This is a genomic window from Georgenia sp. (assembly GCF_054605595.1).
Map to the genome: position 1 here is coordinate 1 of NZ_JBTSDU010000056.1, position 17926 is coordinate 17926.

Annotated in this window: 18 protein-coding genes and 1 pseudogene; 8 read left to right on the top strand and 11 right to left on the bottom strand. The window is 73.5% G+C overall.

Annotated features, from left to right (window positions below; all coding sequences use genetic code 11):
- Positions 1–11: 11 nt before the first annotated feature.
- Both ACYC1Z_RS08210 and nadC read left to right on the top strand, forming a co-directional pair.
- Positions 12–1619, top strand: a complete 1608-nt coding sequence (locus ACYC1Z_RS08210) for an L-aspartate oxidase (RefSeq protein ID WP_461409055.1) — start codon at positions 12–14, stop codon at positions 1617–1619.
- Complete coding sequence (gene nadC, locus ACYC1Z_RS08215; protein ID WP_461409039.1) at positions 1616–2467, top strand: carboxylating nicotinate-nucleotide diphosphorylase; 852 nt, start codon at positions 1616–1618, stop codon at positions 2465–2467. Before ACYC1Z_RS08210 ends, nadC begins: the two co-directional genes overlap by 4 nt.
- Positions 2468–2823: 356 nt before the next feature.
- Here the strand turns inward: nadC and ACYC1Z_RS08220 are convergent, their stop codons facing one another.
- The 7 genes from ACYC1Z_RS08220 to map form a co-directional block, all read right to left on the bottom strand.
- Positions 2824–3537: a PspA/IM30 family protein gene (locus ACYC1Z_RS08220; protein ID WP_461409040.1), complete on the bottom strand. Its 714-nt coding sequence runs from the start codon at positions 3535–3537 to the stop codon at positions 2824–2826.
- A gap of 12 nt (positions 3538–3549) precedes the next feature.
- Positions 3550–4143 (bottom strand): hypothetical protein, encoded by a 594-nt coding sequence (locus tag ACYC1Z_RS08225; protein ID WP_461409041.1) that lies wholly within the window; start codon positions 4141–4143, stop codon positions 3550–3552.
- Between the two features lie 346 nt (positions 4144–4489).
- Entirely contained in the window at positions 4490–5578 is a 1089-nt protein-coding gene (locus ACYC1Z_RS08230) for a VIT1/CCC1 transporter family protein (RefSeq protein WP_461409042.1), read from the bottom strand.
- 299 nt (positions 5579–5877) lie between these two features.
- The gene (locus tag ACYC1Z_RS08235; RefSeq protein ID WP_461409056.1) at positions 5878–7281 is read right to left on the bottom strand and encodes a glycoside hydrolase family 1 protein; all 1404 of its coding nucleotides are present in this window, start codon (positions 7279–7281) and stop codon (positions 5878–5880) included.
- 8 nt (positions 7282–7289) lie between these two features.
- On the bottom strand, positions 7290–7433 hold the full coding sequence (locus ACYC1Z_RS08240) for a hypothetical protein (protein WP_461409043.1): 144 nt from the start codon (positions 7431–7433) through the stop codon (positions 7290–7292).
- A gap of 170 nt (positions 7434–7603) precedes the next feature.
- On the bottom strand, positions 7604–7933 hold the full coding sequence (locus ACYC1Z_RS08245; RefSeq protein ID WP_461409044.1) for a YtxH domain-containing protein: 330 nt from the start codon (positions 7931–7933) through the stop codon (positions 7604–7606).
- A gap of 612 nt (positions 7934–8545) precedes the next feature.
- Positions 8546–9313, bottom strand: a complete 768-nt coding sequence (gene map, locus ACYC1Z_RS08250) for a type I methionyl aminopeptidase (protein WP_461409045.1) — start codon at positions 9311–9313, stop codon at positions 8546–8548.
- 315 nt (positions 9314–9628) lie between these two features.
- Between map and ACYC1Z_RS08255 the strand changes: the two genes are divergently transcribed.
- From ACYC1Z_RS08255 to ACYC1Z_RS08280, 6 genes and pseudogenes are all read left to right on the top strand, one after another.
- Complete coding sequence (locus ACYC1Z_RS08255; protein WP_461409046.1) at positions 9629–9868, top strand: PLDc N-terminal domain-containing protein; 240 nt, start codon at positions 9629–9631, stop codon at positions 9866–9868.
- Between the two features lie 21 nt (positions 9869–9889).
- Positions 9890–10483 carry a TetR/AcrR family transcriptional regulator gene (locus ACYC1Z_RS08260; protein WP_461409047.1) on the top strand — a complete coding sequence of 198 codons (594 nt, stop codon included), beginning with the start codon at positions 9890–9892 and terminating at the stop codon, positions 10481–10483.
- Between the two features lie 193 nt (positions 10484–10676).
- Positions 10677–11204: pseudogene (locus tag ACYC1Z_RS08265) on the top strand (ATP-binding cassette domain-containing protein); the annotation flags it as partial.
- A gap of 218 nt (positions 11205–11422) precedes the next feature.
- Complete coding sequence (locus ACYC1Z_RS08270) at positions 11423–12136, top strand: ABC transporter permease (protein ID WP_461409048.1); 714 nt, start codon at positions 11423–11425, stop codon at positions 12134–12136.
- A gap of 145 nt (positions 12137–12281) precedes the next feature.
- Positions 12282–12866, top strand: coding sequence for a hypothetical protein (locus ACYC1Z_RS08275; protein WP_461409049.1), 585 nt, complete (start codon positions 12282–12284; stop codon positions 12864–12866).
- A gap of 290 nt (positions 12867–13156) precedes the next feature.
- Complete coding sequence (locus ACYC1Z_RS08280) at positions 13157–13948, top strand: alpha/beta hydrolase family protein (RefSeq protein WP_461409050.1); 792 nt, start codon at positions 13157–13159, stop codon at positions 13946–13948.
- 247 nt (positions 13949–14195) lie between these two features.
- Here the strand turns inward: ACYC1Z_RS08280 and ACYC1Z_RS08285 are convergent, their stop codons facing one another.
- The 4 genes from ACYC1Z_RS08285 to ACYC1Z_RS08300 all read right to left on the bottom strand — a co-directional run.
- Positions 14196–15299 (bottom strand): GNAT family N-acetyltransferase, encoded by a 1104-nt coding sequence (locus tag ACYC1Z_RS08285; RefSeq protein WP_461409051.1) that lies wholly within the window; start codon positions 15297–15299, stop codon positions 14196–14198.
- A gap of 278 nt (positions 15300–15577) precedes the next feature.
- Positions 15578–16618: an endonuclease/exonuclease/phosphatase family protein gene (locus ACYC1Z_RS08290; protein ID WP_461409052.1), complete on the bottom strand. Its 1041-nt coding sequence runs from the start codon at positions 16616–16618 to the stop codon at positions 15578–15580.
- 4 nt (positions 16619–16622) lie between these two features.
- The gene (locus ACYC1Z_RS08295; RefSeq protein ID WP_461409053.1) at positions 16623–17156 is read right to left on the bottom strand and encodes an ASCH domain-containing protein; all 534 of its coding nucleotides are present in this window, start codon (positions 17154–17156) and stop codon (positions 16623–16625) included.
- A gap of 58 nt (positions 17157–17214) precedes the next feature.
- A partial coding sequence (locus ACYC1Z_RS08300; protein ID WP_461409054.1) for an alpha/beta hydrolase occupies positions 17215–17926 on the bottom strand: 712 nt, incomplete at its 5' end.

A 17926-nucleotide genomic window follows, 5' to 3' on the forward strand; every position in this document is an offset into this window, starting at 1 on the left:
CTGGCGGTGAAGTGAGCTCGGCCGCGGCGCCCGTCCTGGTCGGCGCGGGCCTGGCCGGCCTCCTGACGGCGCTGCACCTGGCCCCCGTCCCGTGCGTGGTCCTGACCACCGGCCACCTCGCGGAGCTCTCCTCCTCCGACCTCGCCCAGGGCGGGATCGCCGCCGCCCTGGGCGCCGGCGACTCCCCGCTGCTGCACGCCCTCGACACCCTGCACGCCGGCGCCGGGCTGTCCGAACCGGCCGCCGTCGAGCGCATCACCGCCGCGGCACCGGACGCGATCGCACACCTGACCACCCTCGGCGCCCGGTTCGACCGCACCCCGGGTGGCACCTACGCCCTCGGCCTGGAGGGCGCCCACTCACGCCGCCGCGTCGCGCACGCCGGCGGCGACGCCACCGGCCACGAGCTGCTCCGCGCCGCCGTCGCCGCCGCCCGCGCGACCCACTCCGTCACGATTCTCGAGCACACCCGCGCGGTGCGGGTGCTCACCAGCGGCGGCCGGGTGTACGGCGTCGTCGTCGAGCACGACGGCGCACGGCGGGTCCTCACCACCGACCGGGTGGTCCTGGCCACCGGTGGGATCGGCGGGCTGTTCGCGCACACCACCAACCCGACCGGCTCGCGCGGGCAGGGCCTGGCGCTGGCCGCCCGAGCCGGCGCGCGGCTGCGAGACCTGGAGATGGTCCAGTTCCACCCGACCGCCCTCGACGTCGGGCTCGACCCGATGCCACTCGTCAGCGAGGCGGTCCGGGGCGACGGCGCCCACCTGGTCCGCGCCGACGGCAGCCGGCTGCTCGGCGACGACCTCGCCCCGCGCGACATCGTCGCCCGCGCCATCTTCGCCGAGCTGCACCGCGGCGGGCGCGTGTTCCTGGACGCGCGCGACGCCCTCGGCGAGCGCTTCGCCGACCACTTCCCCACCGTGGCCGCCGCGTGCCGCGCCGCCGGCATCGACCCGGCCCGCGACCCGATCCCGGTGCGGCCCGCCGCGCACTACCACATGGGTGGGGTGGCGGTGGATGGCGGTGGGCGCACGTCGGTACCCGGGCTGTGGGCGGTGGGCGAGGTCGCGAGCACCGGCCTGCACGGCGCCAACCGTCTGGCGTCGAACTCGTTGCTCGAGGCCGCCGTGTGCGCGCGGTGGGTGGCCGAGGGCCTCGCGGCCACCCCCGCCGGGTCGCGTGACGCCACCCCCTCCGCCGAGGACCACATCGCCATCCTCGCCGCCGGGGAGCACATCGTCACCCCCACCGCCGGGGACCGCATCGCCACCCCCGTCCCCGGACCGCGCGACCTCACCCCGTCCGCGAGCGGCCCCGGGGAGCACCGCGCCGCCCGGCCCGCACCGCGCTCCGCCGGGGACGTCCGCGCGCTCATGACGCACGCCGTCGGGGTGCTGCGCGACGGCGAGCACCTGCCCGCCGCCCCCCCCGACGCCACGCTCGTGGCGCTGCTGGTGGCCACCGCGGCGCTGCGGCGCGAGGAGAGCCGCGGCGCGCACACGCGCACCGACTTCCCCGCCGCCGCCGTGCCGGCGCACCAGGACCTGACCCTGTCCGAGGTGCTCGCGGGTGCGCCCGCCCTGGCCACCGCGACGACGATGAGGAACGCCTCGTGAGACACCTGCCCGACCTGCTGATCGAGGCCCTGGTGCGCCAGGCCCTCCTGGAGGACCTCGGCCGCGCCGGGGACCTGACCACGGACGCGATCGTGCCGTCGGACGCCCGCGCCACTGCCGCGCTGGTCGCGCGCGACGTCGGCGTGGTCGCCGGCACCGATCTCGCCCGGCTCGCGTTCGTCCTCGTGGACCCGGCCGTGACCGTGACCACCGAGCGCGGCGACGGCGCCCGGGTGACACCGGACGATGTCATCGCCACCGTCTCCGGGCCCGCCCGTGGCATCCTCACGGCCGAACGGGTGGCGCTGAACTTCCTCGGGCATCTCTCCGGCGTGGCCACCGCGACGGCGCAGATTGCCGACGCCATCGCGCACACCAGCGCCCGTGTCACGGGCACCCGCAAGACCACCCCCGGCCTGCGCGCGGTGGAGAAGCACGCGGTGCTGGCCGGCGGCGGCGTCAACCACCGATTCGGCCTGGACGACGCCGTGCTCATCAAGGACAACCACATCGCCGTGGCCGGCGGCGTGCGCCCAGCCATCGACCGGGCCCGCGCCGGCGTCGGGCACCTGGTGAAGATCGAGGTCGAGGTGGACACCCTCGACCAGCTGCGGGAGGTGCTCGCCGACCCCGTCGACGCCGTCCTGCTGGACAACTTTGGCCCGGCGGCGCTGGCCGAGGCGGTGGCGCTGGTGGGCGGTCGGATGATCACCGAGGCGTCGGGCCGGGTGACGGCGGCGACGGCGCCCGCCCTCGCCGAGACGGGGGTGGACCTCATCTCCGCGGGCTGGCTCACCCACTCCGCACCCGTTCTGGACATCGGGCTGGACCACCGCTCCGACGCCTGACTCCGGCCTGTCGACGCCGCGTGAATGACGCCGCGTGAATACTGACCCTCAGATGCCGGATGCACCCGAGCGGCGCGGGGTCCGGATTCGACCGGTGGAGACACCGCCACCGACCCGTGCGACGCCGACCCGCCCCCCGACCCGTGCGACGCCGACCCGGCCCCGACCCGTGCGACGCCGACCCGCCCCCCGACCCGTGCGACGCCGACCCGGCCCCGACCCGTGCGACGCCGACGCGGCCACCGACCCGAGCGGAGCCGGTGGCGACACCGCGCGACGGCGCCGGCTACACCTCGTCCACCGGATTCGGCGCCCCGTCCGAACTCGGGATCGGTGAGCACCCAGGAGCCGGCGTCCTACGCGGGGCCGAGCTCCTGAGGGCGGCCCGAACCCTCGATCCGATGCCGCTCCTTGAGCCGGTCGAGGGCGGCCTCCGTCTGCGCCTCGCTCTCCAGCTCTGCGAACGCCTCTCGTGCCCGCTGCGAGGTGGAGTCGGTCCAGGAGAGCTCGTCGTAGGCCTCGGCCCGGGCCCGCAGCTCGCGCGTCTGCCGCTCGGCCTCCCGGGCGGCACCGGCTATGCCGGGACGCTGGGCGGCGGCCGCCCGCTCGGCCTCGTGGATACCGATCGCGGCGCGGGCGGCGTCGTGGTCGGCGCGCAGCGCCTGGAACCGCAGGCGCTCGTCCTCGACGCGGCGGGCGAGCCGGCCGAGCGTGCGTTCGAGGTGGCGGACCTGCTCGTCCAGCTGCTGGCGCTGCGCCCCCAGCAGGGCGCGACGCTGGCCGGCGGTCCTGGCCCGGCGCAGGAACTCGCGGGCGTCGTCGTCCCGGCCGAGCGCGACGGCGGCGCTCGCGCGGCCGTTCTGGTCCGCCTCCTCGGCCGCGGCCTGATCGGCGAGGATCTCCACCCGGCGGCGCTGCGCCGCGACGTCGGCGACGGCCCGGTGAGCCTGCTCGAGCTGGGTCACCTGCTCCTGGTAGGCGGCCTCGAACGCCTGGACCGGGTCGGGGGCGGGTTGCCTCGCGGCTCGGCGGGCGCGGGCGACGTCGAAGAGGCGGCGTCGGATGGACACGTGACCCTCCGCTCAGACCGCTCGGTGCGAGGTGAACGTCTCGCCCCACGTCTTCAGGGCCTCGACCTCGACCTCGAGACGGGAACCGGCGGCGACGAGTCGGGCGTCGCCCGCCGCGGCCACGTCGCCGAGCAGGGCCTGCCGCAGCTCGGCACCGAGGCGGGTGTGCTCGCGCACGCGCGGCTCGAGCCCGGTGCGGAGCGTCTGTCGGACGACGCCGTCGGGCTCGCGCTCGGCGAGGCGGAGCCGGTCGTCCAGGGCACGGCCGACCCGGGCGAGGTCCGCCGCGACGAAGGGTGTGTCCCCGAGGTACCGGCCCCGCGCCGCCTCGAGGGAGCGTTCGGTGGCCTCGGCGGAGCGGCGGACGTCGAGCCGCAGCCGCGCGATCTGGCGGTGGCTGCGATCCCCCGCGACGGACCGGATGGCGAGCCCGCCGCGTTCGAGCCCGCGGCGGATGCGGTGGGAGCGGCGGATCCGGTGCATCACGTACCAGGTGGTCAGCGCGGCGCCGGTGATCAGCACGAGCGCGACGATGCCGATCACCAGGAGGAGCCGGCCCACGGCGTCGGCGACGCCCGCTGCGGCGATCACGTCGGTGGGTGGCATCGATGGCCTCCAGTTCTGTGCGGCGCATGGCCGCGGTCGCTCCGCCCACTGTAGTTTGCCTGCTCCTGTAGATCGCCTGCTCGCGCACCCATCCTTGCGCCCGCGCCAGTGCCCACCCCTACGCCCGCGCCCACCCCTGGCGCCGACGGCGGGTTCTTGTGCCGACGGCGGGTGGTCCACCAGGCGCCGTCGGCACGAGAACCCGCCGTGGATGAACGGCAGCCGAGGTCTCCGCCGTCAGGCACCCGGCGGCCGGGTGCGCTACGACCGTCGGCCGCGCAGCCGGGTCGCGGTGCGCGGGAGGCTCGGCAGAACGGCCTCGACCTCGACGGTCACCACCTGGGCATCAGACCACCGCGGTGCCGAAGAGGAGACCGAGTAGGTACGTCACCGCCGCGGCCCCGTACCCGATCGCCAGCTGGCGCAGCGCCCGGCGCAGCGGCGAGGCACCCGAGAGCACCCCGACGACGGCGCCCGTGCCCAGCAGCGCCACCCCCACGAGCCCGGCTGCGACCAGGATGGCCGGGAGCCCGGAGAGCCCGAACAGGTACGGCAGGATCGGGATGAGCGCACCGGAGGCGAAGAACAGGAAGCTGAAGATGGCGGCGGACCAGCCCGTGCCGACGCCCGTGTACTCGGGCGACTGACGGTCGGCCATGCCCGCACCGCCCCGGAGCTGGGCCAGTACCGTCCCGGCGTACTCCTCGGCCTGAGCGGAGTCCATGCCGCGGGCCCGGTAGACGAGCGCGAGCTCGTTGGCGTCGACGTCGAGGTGCGGGATGAAGGACGTGGCGTCCGGGTCCGGGTGGGAGGCCTCGAGGAGCTCCCGCTGGGACCGGACCGAGACGTACTCCCCGGCCCCCATGGACAGCGCCCCGGCGAGCAGCCCGGCGATGCCGGTGAAGAGGACCGTGCCGGCGGTCACGCCGGTGGCGCCGATACCGAGCACGAGGGCCAGGTTGGAGACCAGGCCGTCGTTGGCGCCGAAGACCGCGGCCCGGAACGTCCCGGACATGCGCTCGCGCCCACGGGTGGCCAGGGCCCGCACGACCTCGCCGTGCACCCGCTCGTCGGCGGCCATCGCGTCGGTGGCGTCGTCGTCCTCGGCGTAGGTGGAGCGTTGCTCGGCCTGCTGCGCGAGCGCCAGGACGAAGACGGAGCCGAAGGTGCGGGCGAGGATGCCGAGTGCCCGGGTGCGCAGGGCGCCCTTGCGGGGCCGGCCGGCGTGCTCGCCCAGGAGGGCGCGCCAGTGCTCCTCGTGCCGGCGCTCCGCCTCCACCAGGCCGAGGAGGATCGCCCGCTCCTCGCCGTCCCGGCGCGCGGCGAGGTGCCGGTAGACGGCGCCCTCTGCCCGCTCGTCGGCAAGGTAGCGGCGCCACCGGCGTACCTGTGCCGGGCTGGGGGTGGGCGGTACGCCGTCGGTCGGTGCGGGCATGCCGGACATGTTCGCAGGACCTTCGGCGGTACCCCAACTGCCCGCACAGTGGGATCGAACACTGTTCGTGCACCCGAAGAACCCGCGCCGGAGAGCCCCGAACCCATGGTCACCGGGCTCCCGTGCACACCACGTTCGCTGCTCCGGTACCTCGCGCCGACCTCGACGCTCCCGGATGTCCCACCCGACCCGAGAAGCGGAACACCGAATGAGCCCGTTGGCACCACAGGACGAGGGTGCAGCAGCACCCGGCCGGAGCGGCGAGACACCCTGACGTCCCCCGCACCGAACGACCCCCGTCAGCGCGGCAGTGACCTTCGTCGGGTGACCTCGGCGTACCAGCGACCCGAGTCCTTCAGGGTGCGCTCACCGGTCGCGTAGTCCACGTAGACGATCCCGAAGCGCCGCGAGTACCCCCACGACCACTCGAAGTTGTCCAGCAGCGACCACAGGAAGTACCCACGCACGTCCGCGCCGTCCTCGATGGCCCGGGCCACCTGCACCAGGTGGCGGGCCACGTAGTCTTTCCGGTCCGGGTCGTGGACCGCGCCGTCGGGCCCGAGGACGTCGTCGAACGCGGCACCGTTCTCGGTGACCATGAGCGGCAGGCCGTCGTAGGCGTTGTCCAGCGCGGTGAGCAGTTCGTGGAGGCCCTCGGGCTCGATGTTCCAGCCCATCGCCGTCAGCGGGCCCGTGGGATCGAGGAAGTCGACGTCGTCCAGGCCCACCCACGGGCTGCCGACCCCGGCGCCGTGCCCGCCGGAGCGGCCGATGGCCGGCTCCCCGGCGGCGCGGGCGCGCACGTAGTTCGTGGAGTAGTAGTTGACCCCCAGGACGTCGATGCGCTGGCGGATCAGGATCGTGTCCCCGGGCAGCACGTAGGCGGCGTCGGTGATGTCGCGCGTGATCTCGCGCAACCCGATGGGGTAGGAGCCGTTGAGGAGCGGGCCGAGGAAGATGTGGTTGCCCACGAGGTCCACCCGGTGGGCGGCGTCGAGGTCGGCCACGCGGGACGGGTCGGCCGGCCTGGTCACGTGCAGATTCAGCGTGATGGAGACCTGCGCCTGCTCGCCCAGTTCCTCCCGGATGGCCGTGGTGGCCAGCCCGTGCGCCAGGTTGAGGTGGTGCACCGCCGCCAGCGCCTCCGCCGGGTCCGTGTGCCCCGGCGCGTGGACGCCGGAGGCGTAGCCGAGGAACGCGGAGCACCAGGGCTCGTTGAGCGTGGTCCACACCTCGACCCGATCCCCGAGCTCGCGTGCCATGGCACGGGCGTACTCGGCGAACGCGTACGCCGTCTCCCTGTTCACCCAGCCGCCGGCGTCCTGCAGCTCCTGCGGCAGGTCCCAGTGGTAGAGCGTGACGTACGGGGCGATACCGGCCGCGCGTAACCCGTCGAGCAGGTCGCGGTAGAACGCGACGCCCTCGGGGTTGAGCTCGCCCCGCCCGCCGGGCTGGACGCGTGGCCAGGAGATCGAGAGGCGGTAGGCGTCGAGCCCGAGCGTGGACATGAGTGCGACGTCCTCGCGCCACCGGTGGTAGTGGTCCGCGGCGACGTCGCCCGTGTCGCCGTCGCGCGTGCGCCCGGGCGTGTGCGAGAACGTGTCCCAGATGGACGGGCCGCGCCCGCCCTCGCGGGCCGCACCCTCGATCTGGTAGGCCGCCGTCGCGGCGCCCCACACGAAGCCGTCGGGGAAGGTGTGCATGTCGCTGTTCACTCCCGGATCCTCTCACCTGCAATGTCGATCGCCAGGGTCGTGACGCCGGCCTCGGCCCGCACCGTGCCGCGCCCGACGACGTCGAGCACCCACGCCAGGTCGGCGCCCAGCGACTCGGCCCCACTGCTCGTTCCCCTCACGGGTGACGACGTGACCGGCCCGGTCGGCGCCCAGCGACTCGGCTCCACAGCTCGTTCCCCTCACGGGTGACGACGTGACCGGCCCGGTCGGCGCCGTCGGGTCCCGGGATGACGGCAGTACGGGTGGCGCCATCGTCATGCGCGACGGACGGCTGCGGCTGCCGGCGCGGCTACCGCCCGGAGCCGGCGGGACCCGTACCGGAGTTGCCGGTACCGGAGTTGGCGTGACCGGTATCGGAGTTGGCGGCGCCGCTCCCGGGCCTGCCGGTCGTGCGGATCTTGTCCTTGACGGTTGCGGCGACCTTGTCGGTCATCGCGGCAGTGCGCTCACGGGCGGCGTCGCCGACCTTCTGCTCGACCTTCTGCACCCCGCCCTGCACGCGGGGATTCGACCAGACAGCGGCGCCGGCCTTCTTGAGCCGCTCGTACTGCGCCCGCCCCGCGCGCGTGCCGAACACATAGCCGACGGCGGCACCGGCGACGAACGAGAACTTTCCCATGGGAGACCTCCAGGCGAGCGGGTACACAGCTGACTGGGTACGAGCCTATGCGGAGGGCCGTGCCTCCGCAGCCGTGCCGGCCACCGTCCACGGCCCACCGACCACCAGCCACCAGCCGCCAGCCGCCGCCGATGGCCCACCAGCCACCGTGCACCGCTCACCAGCCACCGCCCACCAGCCACCAGCCACCGCCCACCAACCACCAACCACCAACCACCAACCACGAAGTCGTACATCCGGTGACAAACTCGCACTCCGGCAGTACGAGTTCGTCACCCAAGGCACGATCTCGACGACGCTGAGCTCCTCCTGCCCAGATCCCGTCCCCAGCCACGAGGGCCCGGTTCGTTCGGCCTCCGGGGGGACCCCGTCGGCCGCCTATCGTCCGGGTATGGGTGCGCAGCGGCGCAGGCGAGCGCGACCCGCACGGTCGGGGTGCGCGACGCCGTCGGCGTACGACGTCATCGGCGCGCTCACCCGCCGGATGGACCGGATGCACCGTCGGCGAGGGAGAGCGTCATGAACACAGGAAGAGCGGCACGAACAACATGCCGAGGGCGCTCAGCAGACTGCCGGCGCTCGCGGTCGAACCCGCCCCGAGACGGGCACTGATCACGCTCTAGCGGTCAGCACCACGGGACCGTCGTCGGTGATCGCGACCGTGTGCTCGGAGTGCGCACCACGGGAGCCGTCGGCGCTGCGCAGCGTCCAGCCGTCGGCGTCGGTGTAGATCTCGTCGGTGCTCGCCAGGAACCAGGGCTCGATCGCGATGACGAGGCCGGGCCGCAGCGGAAGCCCATGGCCCGGCCTCCCGTCGTTGGGCACGTGCGGGTCCCCGTGCATCGTGCGCCCGACACCGTGCCCGCCGAACTGGGTGTTGACGAGGAAGCCGTGCTCGCGGGCGACGTCACCGATGGTCGCGGAGATGTCGCCGAGCTTGTTGCCCACCCGGGCAACCTCGATCGCCCGGTCGAGGGCGGCCTCGGTGGTGGCGATCAGCTCGAGGTCCCGCTGCTGCGGCGCACCGACCACAAGACTGAGCGCGGAGTCCGCGACCCAGCCGTCCACGGCGGCGGCGAAGTCGACCGAGACGAGGTCGCCGTCGCGCAGCGTGTAGTCGTGGGGCAGCCCGTGCAGCACCGCGTCGTTGACCGAGGTGCACAGCACGTACCCGAACGGCCGCGCCCCGAAGGACGGGTGGTAGTCGATGTAGCAGGACTCCGCGCCGCGCGCGCGGATCATCTCGTGCGCGAGGGTGTCCAACTCCAGCAGGTTGACGCCCACTGCGGCCCGCTCACGCAGCGCCGTGAGGACGTCGGCCACGAAGGCGCCGGCCGGCCGCATCGCCTCGAGCTCGGCTGGGGTCTTGAGGTCGATCACCTCGACAGGTTAGTCGCTGCCTCCACGAGGCGACCCGCCGCACGGATGGCCCCCGGGCCGCTCAGACGCACCTTGGCGACATCCACTGTGACGGTGAGGACCTCATACAAGCGGCGGGACCACCGGCAGTGACCGTCTCCCTCGCCCTGGGAACATCCACTGTGACGGTGAGGACCTCATACAAGCGTCCATAGGGGCCCAACTGACGCATTCGTGGCCGGGGCGGCTCAAGCCGGACGGCGAATATCGACCGGACCATCGCCCCTGGCCGCGACGGCCCCACCGGGGCGAGACTGGTGTCTCGACGAGGGAGTCATGAGGATGATGGTGAAGAAGAAGAAGAAGAAGAAGTCCTGGAGCGAGCTGTCCACAGGCCAGCGGGTCGGGGTGCTGGTGCCGGCCGCGATCCAGCTGACGCTCGCCGCGACGGCGTGGCGGGACCTGGCGCGACGCCCGGCCGATGAGGTCAACGGGCCGAAGGCGGCGTGGGCGGCGGTGATCGCGATCAACTTCGTCGGCCCGGTGCTGTACTTCGTCAAGGGCCGTCGGCGGTAGGCCCGGCCTAGTCTGGGGCTCATGGCCGAACCCGCACGGCGGCCGGGGCGCCGCCCCGGCGGGCCGGACACGCGCGGCGAGATCCTCTCCGCGGCCCGGCACGAGTTCGCGGAGAACTCCTTCACCGGGACGAGCGTGCGCGCCATCGCGCGCCGCGCCGCCGTCGACCCGGCGCTGGTCCACCACTACTTCGGGACCAAGCAGAAGCTGTTCGCGGCCACCCTCAGCCTCGGCCTGGACCCCGGCCTGGTGATCAACCAACTCGCCTCCGTGCCCGCCGAGGCGCGCGGCATGAACCTGGTCCGCGTGTTCTTCGAGATCTGGGACGACGCCGCCCGCCGCGCGCCGTTCCTGGTGCTGCTGCGTTCGGCGATGACGGAGCCGACGGCCACGCGCACCGTGCGCCAGTTCGCCGAGGAACTGATGCTGCCGCTCGCCCGCCCCATGGTCACGGGCCCGCACGCCGAGCTCCGGCTCCAGCTCGCCATCTCGCACCTGATCGGCACGGCGGTGATGCGACACGTCGTGGGCACGGAGCCGCTGGCCTCCGCATCGGTGGAGGAGCTGGTCCGGCGGGTCGGACCGGTGGTGCAGAACTACCTCGACGATGCCTGACACCGCTCGGCCGGCACACCGGGGCCCCTGTGAACCGGCGATGTCGCGGCACCGGAGCAGTCGTCCCGACGGCGGGCCAGCCGTCGGGACGACGGAGCAGCCGTCCCGACGGCAGAGCAGTTGTCCCGACGGATCGGACCAGTCGTCCCGACGGATTGACTCCGGCGCCCGTCGGGGCATGATTCATTCTATGATGAATTCTGCGGTCGCGGTCCGCGGCCTGCGGGTGGTGCGCGGCGCCGCGACGGCGCTGGACGGAGTCGAGCTCGACGTGCACCCCAGCTCGGTGACCGGGCTGCTCGGCCCCTCGGGCTCGGGCAAGACCACGCTGATGCGCGCCATCCTCGGTGTGCAGGTGGTGGCAAGCGGCTCGGTCGAGGTGCTCGGCCTGCCGGCCGGTGACCCGGGGCTGCGGCGCCGGATCGGGTACGTCACGCAGGCACCGAGCGTCTACGAGGATCTCACCGTCCATGAGAACCTGCGGTACTTCGAGCACATCCTGAAGGACGGGCGGCGCAGGACCGGGCGGCACGGGACCGGCCAGCCACGGGGCGGCAGCCGGTCGGCGGCCGAGGTGCTCGACGTCGTCGACCTCGGGCCGCAGCGCGACCAACTCGTGGGGACGCTGTCTGGCGGCCAGCTCTCCCGCGTCTCGCTCGCCACCGCCCTGCTCGGCTCGCCGGAGCTGCTGGTGCTGGACGAGCCGACGGTCGGCCTCGATCCGGTGCTGCGCGAGTCGCTGTGGTCGACCTTCCGCACCGTCGCCGCCACCGGCGTGACGTTCCTCGTCTCCTCGCACGTCATGGACGAGGCCACCCGGTGCGACCGGCTCCTCATGCTCCGCCAGGGCCACCTCCTCGCCGACACCACGCTGCCCGAGCTGCTCGCCACGACCGGGGCGAGCAGCGCCGAGGACGCCTTCATCCAGCTGGAGCGGGCATGATCGCCACCGCAGAGCGGGTGCTGCGGCAGCTGCGCCACGACCCGCGGACCATCGCGATGATCCTCGTGGTGCCATGCGTGCTGCTCACGCTGCTGTGGTGGATCTACGACGGCGGCCCGATCTTCCACCGCATCGGCCCGGCACTGCTGGCCCTCTTCCCGGTGATCATCATGTTCCTCATCACCTCGATCACCACACTGCGTGAGCGCCGCTCCGGCACCCTGGAGCGGCTGCTGACGCTGCCGCTGGGCCGGGTGTCGTTCATGCTGGGCTATGCGGTCGCGTTCGGCGCCGTCGCCGTGGTGCAGGCGCTCGTGGCCTCCGGGCTCATGCTCGGCCCGCTCGGGCTCGAGGTGGCGGGGCCGTGGTGGCAGCTCGTGCTGGTCGCGGTGCTCGACTCCCTCCTCGGCGTCGCGCTCGGGCTCTTCGTGAGCGCCTTCGCCCGCTCCGAGTTCCAAGCGGTGCAGTTCATGCCGGCGATCGTGCTGCCTCAGTTCCTGCTGTGCGGGCTGCTCGTCCCGCGCGACGAGATGCCCCGGGCGCTGGAGTACACCTCGAACGTCCTCCCGCTCTCCTACGCCGTCGACGCCATGAACACCGTCTCCACCGAGGTCAGCGGGGACCTGACGCTGGAGCTGACGGTCCTCGTCGGCTTCATCGTGGGGGTTCTGCTGCTCGGCGCCGCCACGCTGCGCCGTCGCACCGCGTAGCGGGCCCGCCCGATCGTCGGCGTGGAAAGGTGTCACATGTCGACCAAGATCTACGCCATTGACGCAAGCCCCGCGCCGATCTCCTCGTTCGATCCCCCGCCCACACCGCGCGTTCCGCCCTCGCCGCCGCTCATAGGCTGATGGCATGTCCACGCGCTCGAACGCCCAGCAGATCTCCGACGCCAGGTTCGCCGAGGCCACCGGCCGCGAGCGCGAGGCCTGGCACACCCTTCTCGACCGCGTCGGCGCACCGGAGTGGGGCCACACCACGATCGCACGCTGGCTCGTCACGGAGCACGGCGTGGACGGGTGGTGGGCGCAGTCGATCACGGTCGGCTACGAGCAGGCGCGGGGGCTGCGAGCACCGGGGCAACGGGCGGACGGCACATTCGAGGTGAGCGTCACCAAGACCTTGCGTGCCCGGGTCGAGGAGGTCTGGCCCTACCTCGCGGACCAAGCACAACGGGGCCGCTGGCTCGAGGCCGGCTGGCCCCTGATGGGCGTGACAGAGTCGAAGTCGGTGCGCTTTGCCGCCGGGGAGACCGAGCGCGTGCTCCTCGTGCTCGACTCGCTGGCCGCAGGTGCGGACGGCCGCCCGCGCCTGCGGGTCACGGCGTCCGAGACCAGGCTCGCGGACGCCGGCGCCGCCGCAACGGCCAGGGCCGACTGGCGCCGTCGCCTCACGACGCTGGTCGATCTGCTCGACGGATCGCGCGGCCCGACCAACTGACGGGGCTGCTCGACGGATCGCGCGGCTCGACCAACTGACGGGGCTGCTCGACGGATCGCGCGGCTCAACGAACTCACCTGCTCGCAGGATCGGTCCGCTCGACAAAACGCTGCGCTCGACCAGCTTGCCTGCTCGCTGGATCGAGCCGCTCGACGAACTGACCGAGCTGCTCGCTGGATCGCGGAACTCGTCGGATCGCGGAACTCGTTCCCGGGCCGACGAGGACCGGATGCCGAGACGCACCCCCACACATCCGGACACATGCGATACCAAACCTTTACCATCGCCACATGGCTGAAGTCTCGATCACGACACCGCGCGGGGTCCACCTGGCGGGAACCTTCGAGCCGGGCCCGACCGCGGCGGCCGTCCTCTTCGCGCACGGGTTCCTCTCCGACCGCCACTCCGCGTACCGCTTCGATGCCCTGGCGGCCACCTACCGTGAGGCCGGGTACGCCACCCTGCAGTTCGACTTCTCCGGCTGCGGCGCGAGCGACGACGACGTCGTCACGGTCGCCGGCGAGGTCGAGGACCTGCGGTCGGCGTCAGCCTGGCTCACCGAGCAGGGCTACCCGGTGCAGGCGGTCCACGCACACTCCTTCGGTACGGTCGGTGCCCTACGAGCGCAGCCGCGCGACGTCGTCACCATGGTCCTGACGGGCGCGCTCACCGGCCCGATGAACTACCCCTGGGGGCAGATCTTCGCCCCCGCCCAGGTCGACGAGCTCGAGGAGCACGGCTTCACCCGGGTGCCGGACGACAACGAGGCCGGCGTGCGGGAGTTCAACGTGATCTCGCGCGAGACGCTCGCCGACTACTCCCTCATCGACCAGGCCGAGCTCCTCGGCAAGGTCCGGGTCCCCGTCCTGATGCTCTACGGCGGCATGGACGAGGAGGCGACCGAGCTCGTCTCGCTCGGGCGCGAGGGCATGCCCCTCCTGCCCGAGGGCTCCCGGCTGGAGGTCGTGCCGGGCGCCGAGCACGGCCTGAAGGACCGCATCGACATCGTCGGCGAGCGCGGGGTGGCGTGGTTCTCCGAGCACCTCGCCGGCGTGCCGGAACCGGACGCCGGCGCTCGCTAGGTCCAGCACCGGACGTTCGACGCCCTGCCCCAGCCTGCGCTGCCCGACGCCCTGCCCCAGCCTGCGCTGCCCGACGCCCTGCCCCAGGGGGTGCCGGGAATGGGCCGTCTGTGCGAAGACTTCGGCCGGATAGACAGTCGTTTGTCTTCGCACAGACGTCGACGGGCCCGGGACGAGGGGGTGCGATGGTCGCTTGCAACTCCTCGGCCGCGCCACCCCGACGGCGGCTCGGTGTCATGCGTCGCACCTAGGAAAGGTTGCGCTGCCACACGCCCTCGACGCTCGCGACGGCGAAGCCGAGCGCCTCGTTGATGGCGAGCATGTGGCGATTCTCCCCGGCGTTCCAGGTGTGCAACCGTCGCACTGCGGGGTACACCTCCGTGAGCTGCTCAAGGTTGTCCACCTTCACCAGCATCCCGAGGCGGTGTCCGCGGTGATCCGCCCGCACGAGGGTGTTGTACTGGAACGCGACCTCCGGCTGGTGCGGCGCCTGGCGGATCATCGTGAAGGCCACCAACTCACCGGAGGGCACGTGCTCGGCGGCGGTGAGGACGTAGCCCGCGCCGCCGATCGAGTACTCCATGTCGGTCTCGCGCACCCGCTGCTCGTCCCACACCTCCTCGCCCGTCGCCAGGCCTGCGGACGGGGAGTCCATGCTCATCCGCGCCTGCAGCACAGCCATCGACGTGAGCCAGCGCTCCGGGGTGGCGTCACGCCACCGGACGAGCCGGTAGTCCCGGCCAGCGGCGCTCTCGGCGTCAGCCCGCAAGCACGCGAGCATCGCCGGCTCGACAGGTAGCGGCAGCGTCGACTGCCGTTCGGTCTGCTCCAGCACGAACCCGTGCCGCCGGGCGAAGCGCACCGCGATGTCGTCGGCCGGGAGCCGCCCGACGCCGGTGGGGGCGACCGCGGCGTCCTCACCGGCCGCCGCCTCCCGGCCGTGGATGGACCATGAGGAGACGACGGTGCGCCCGGCAGCGCGCACGCGGGCCTCGACCTCGTTCCACAGGGTGGTGCCGATCCCCTGGCGGCGTGCGCCGAGGCGGACCATGATCTCGATCTGGGCAAGGTGGGTGTTGTCGAGGATCGGCAGGTCGAGCTGCGCATAGCCCAGGACGTCGGTGGACGAGCCAACGCCGGCGAGGGCGAGGGCGAGCAGGACCTGCTTGCGGCTGTGCTGCTGGCTTGCGTAGAGCGCGAGCTGGGACTCGGGCGGATCGAGGAAGTCGTCGTGTCCGACCCGCTCGCGCAGGCACTCGGCAGCCACCTCGGCCCAGCCATGAGCGGCCCGGGTGGAGGTGGGCGCGCCCTCGTCCGGGACGGCGAGGTCCACGATTCGGACGGCGGTCATGACCGTCCAGTGTGGCAGCCGGTCCGCGGTACCGCGAGGGATTTTCCGGGTCGGCCAGGGGACCGGCGCGCCTCCCAGCCTGCCCTGCCCGACGCCTGCCCCAGCCTGCCCTGCCCGACGCCCGCACCAGGGTGTGCCGGGTGTGGGCCATCTGTGCGAAGACTTCGGCAGGATAGTCAGTCGTTTGTCTTCGCACAGACGTCGATGGCGCCCGGGACGGGGATTTTCCGGGTCGGCCGGGGGACCGGCGTGCCAACCGACCGGGCGGAGCCGGCGTCTCAGCCGGCCGGCAGCAGCCGTACGAGCAGGGCGCGGTGGTCGCTGCTGCCCCGCTCCACCACCGCCGCAGCGACCACCTCGTGACCGTCGCCGACGAGGACGTGGTCGATGGGGGCGCCGAGCCAGCGTGGGATCGTCGTCGGCCAGGTGCTCACGGCGCCGATGCCGCCGGCCACGGCGGCCGAGCGGCACGACCCCAGGTCCCGCATCGGGGCGTGGTCGAGGGTGGCGTTGAGGTCGCCTGCCAGGACGAGCCCGGGCTCGCCGCTCCGGCACACCTCGGTGACGGCCTCGAGGTCCTCGGTCCAGGCGTCGGTCCGGTCCGCGAGGGGCGGCGTGGGGTGCACGGCGAGGAACACCGGCCCGACGCCGGTGGCGGGTTCCGCCCGGACAGCACCGAACCGCGTCTGCGGGGCCGCGGTCTGCGCGTACTCGCCGAGGGTGTCCGCGACGAGCAGCGCCGTCGCCCCGACGCCCTCCTCCCCGCGGCTGTCCGTGAAGACCTGGAAGTCGGCGTGGCCGGCATCGGCGAGCAGGGCGGCGACGGCGGCGGCCCCCACACGCCCGGTCTCCGTCAGGGCGAGGACGTCGACGCCGTTCTCGTCCGCGAGCGCGGCGACCTCCTCCGCGGAGGTGCGCCCACCGCCCGTGTTGTAGGACAGGACCGTGATCGCCCCGGTGCCCTGCCCGGCGGCGCGGACGCCGTCGTCGGGGGGCAGCCCGTCCGTGGAGCTCAGGCCGCGCTCGGAGAGCACCCACACGTGTGCGCCCGCCACGACGAGGAGGATGAGGCCGAGCACCAGCGCGTGGTTGCCCATGCGCATCGTGATCTTGCGGACGACGCCGACCACGAGCAGCACGAGGGCCACGATGCCGAGCGCGGCGATCGTCAGCGGTCGCAGGGCGACGACCTGCGAGATCGGGTAGGTCATCGTGAGCCCGGCCCGGCCGGCGGACACGCGGCCGGGCAGCTCGGGGTCGAGGGTCAGCGCGGCGGCGCCGCCCAGCACGAGGACGAGGAACCACCCGATCAGACGCACGCGGTCAGTGTGGCACCCGGGCGTCGTCGGCCCGAGCAGGTCGGCGGGGCAGTGGGTGCACGAGCGTGAACCGCTCGAGCACCACCGGGACCTCGGGGGTGAACTCCTGGCCGAGCCCGGCGAGCACCCCGGCGAGCTCGGCTCGCTGGGTGGTGCGCCAGAACTCGAGGCTGTCCTCGCCCTCGGCGGCGGCGTGCTCCGCCGGCACCTCCTCGAACGGGAGGACCTCGACGGCGACCGTGCGCACGAGCGCCCGCGGCCGCCCGCTGCCGTCGCACAGGATCGACAGCGTGCCGGGCCGGGGCAGCTCTTCCTCGACCGCCTCCCACTGGGCCGCCGCGCCGGACGTCGCGATCCGCTCGCCGGCGAGGACGTCCGCGACGAACGCGTCGGCGCGTTCCGCCGTGGTGCCGAACGCCCACGTCGGTGGGGTGAGGACGGCGAGCGTGTTCTGGCCGACGACGACGTCCAGCCGGGTGATGCCGGAGACCTTGCGGGCCTCCTCCCAGAAGAGCTCGACGTCCGCCTCGGACGGCACCGTGATGTCCTTGGGCCGTGTGTGGCAGGGCGCGGGGCCTCCGCGCCCCACGCCCGGCTCACCCGAGGTGCTTCTCGAGGAAGGCGCCGAGGTCGGCGAGCGTGTCCGCGGAGATGGCGTGCCCGAGCCCGGGGTAGCTGCGGGCCGTCAGGGTGGTGTGCGCGGGGAGCCAGGCGGCGGTGCGCTCCAGCAGGTACGGGGCGATCACCGGGTCGGCGTCGCCGCACGCCCACAGCACCGGGGGCCGGCGGGCGGCGAGGTCGACGTCACCGTCGGCCGCACCGGGGGCGACGAAGCCCGAGAGGATCGCGACGGCGTCGGCCCGTCCGGGTTCCTGTCGGAGCACCTGGGCGGCGACGGCGCCACCCTGGGAGAACCCGGCCAGCGCGACCGCGGAGAACGGACCGGCGACGGCGTCGAGCCAGGCCCGGACGGCCTGCGCGGCCTGGTTGGTGCCGTCCGCGCGCAGCCGGTCGGCATGCTCAGACGGCACGTGGCCGGCCGGGCCGGCGAGCTCGGGGCCGAGGGGGAACCACTCGTAGCCGGCGGCGTTCGCGCCGATCGCGCGCAGGGAGGCGACGACCAACCGTTCGGGCAGGTGCGGGACGAGGCCGAAGAGGTCCCGCTCGTTGGAGCCGTAGCCGTGCAACAGCACGAGCAGGGGGCGGCCGGCCCGTTCGGCGGGCGCGGCGGACCAGAGGACGGCGGCGGCGTCGACGGTGGCAGTCATGCGGATCTCTCCCTCGTGGTGGGTCACAGGCCCGGTGAGC

Coding starts and splice junctions, on each gene's coding strand:
- ACYC1Z_RS08225 (WP_461409041.1), bottom strand. CDS start 4,143: ATGCCACCCACCGACGTGATCGCCGCAGCGGGCGTCGCCGACGCCGTG.
- ACYC1Z_RS08230 (WP_461409042.1), bottom strand. CDS start 5,578: ATGCCCGCACCGACCGACGGCGTACCGCCCACCCCCAGCCCGGCACAG.
- ACYC1Z_RS08235 (WP_461409056.1), bottom strand. CDS start 7,281: ATGCACACCTTCCCCGACGGCTTCGTGTGGGGCGCCGCGACGGCGGCC.
- ACYC1Z_RS08245 (WP_461409044.1), bottom strand. CDS start 7,933: ATGGGAAAGTTCTCGTTCGTCGCCGGTGCCGCCGTCGGCTATGTGTTC.
- ACYC1Z_RS08255 (WP_461409046.1), top strand. CDS start 9,629: ATGAGGATGATGGTGAAGAAGAAGAAGAAGAAGAAGTCCTGGAGCGAG.
- ACYC1Z_RS08260 (WP_461409047.1), top strand. CDS start 9,890: ATGGCCGAACCCGCACGGCGGCCGGGGCGCCGCCCCGGCGGGCCGGAC.
- ACYC1Z_RS08270 (WP_461409048.1), top strand. CDS start 11,423: ATGATCGCCACCGCAGAGCGGGTGCTGCGGCAGCTGCGCCACGACCCG.
- ACYC1Z_RS08275 (WP_461409049.1), top strand. CDS start 12,282: ATGTCCACGCGCTCGAACGCCCAGCAGATCTCCGACGCCAGGTTCGCC.
- ACYC1Z_RS08280 (WP_461409050.1), top strand. CDS start 13,157: ATGGCTGAAGTCTCGATCACGACACCGCGCGGGGTCCACCTGGCGGGA.
- ACYC1Z_RS08285 (WP_461409051.1), bottom strand. CDS start 15,299: ATGACCGCCGTCCGAATCGTGGACCTCGCCGTCCCGGACGAGGGCGCG.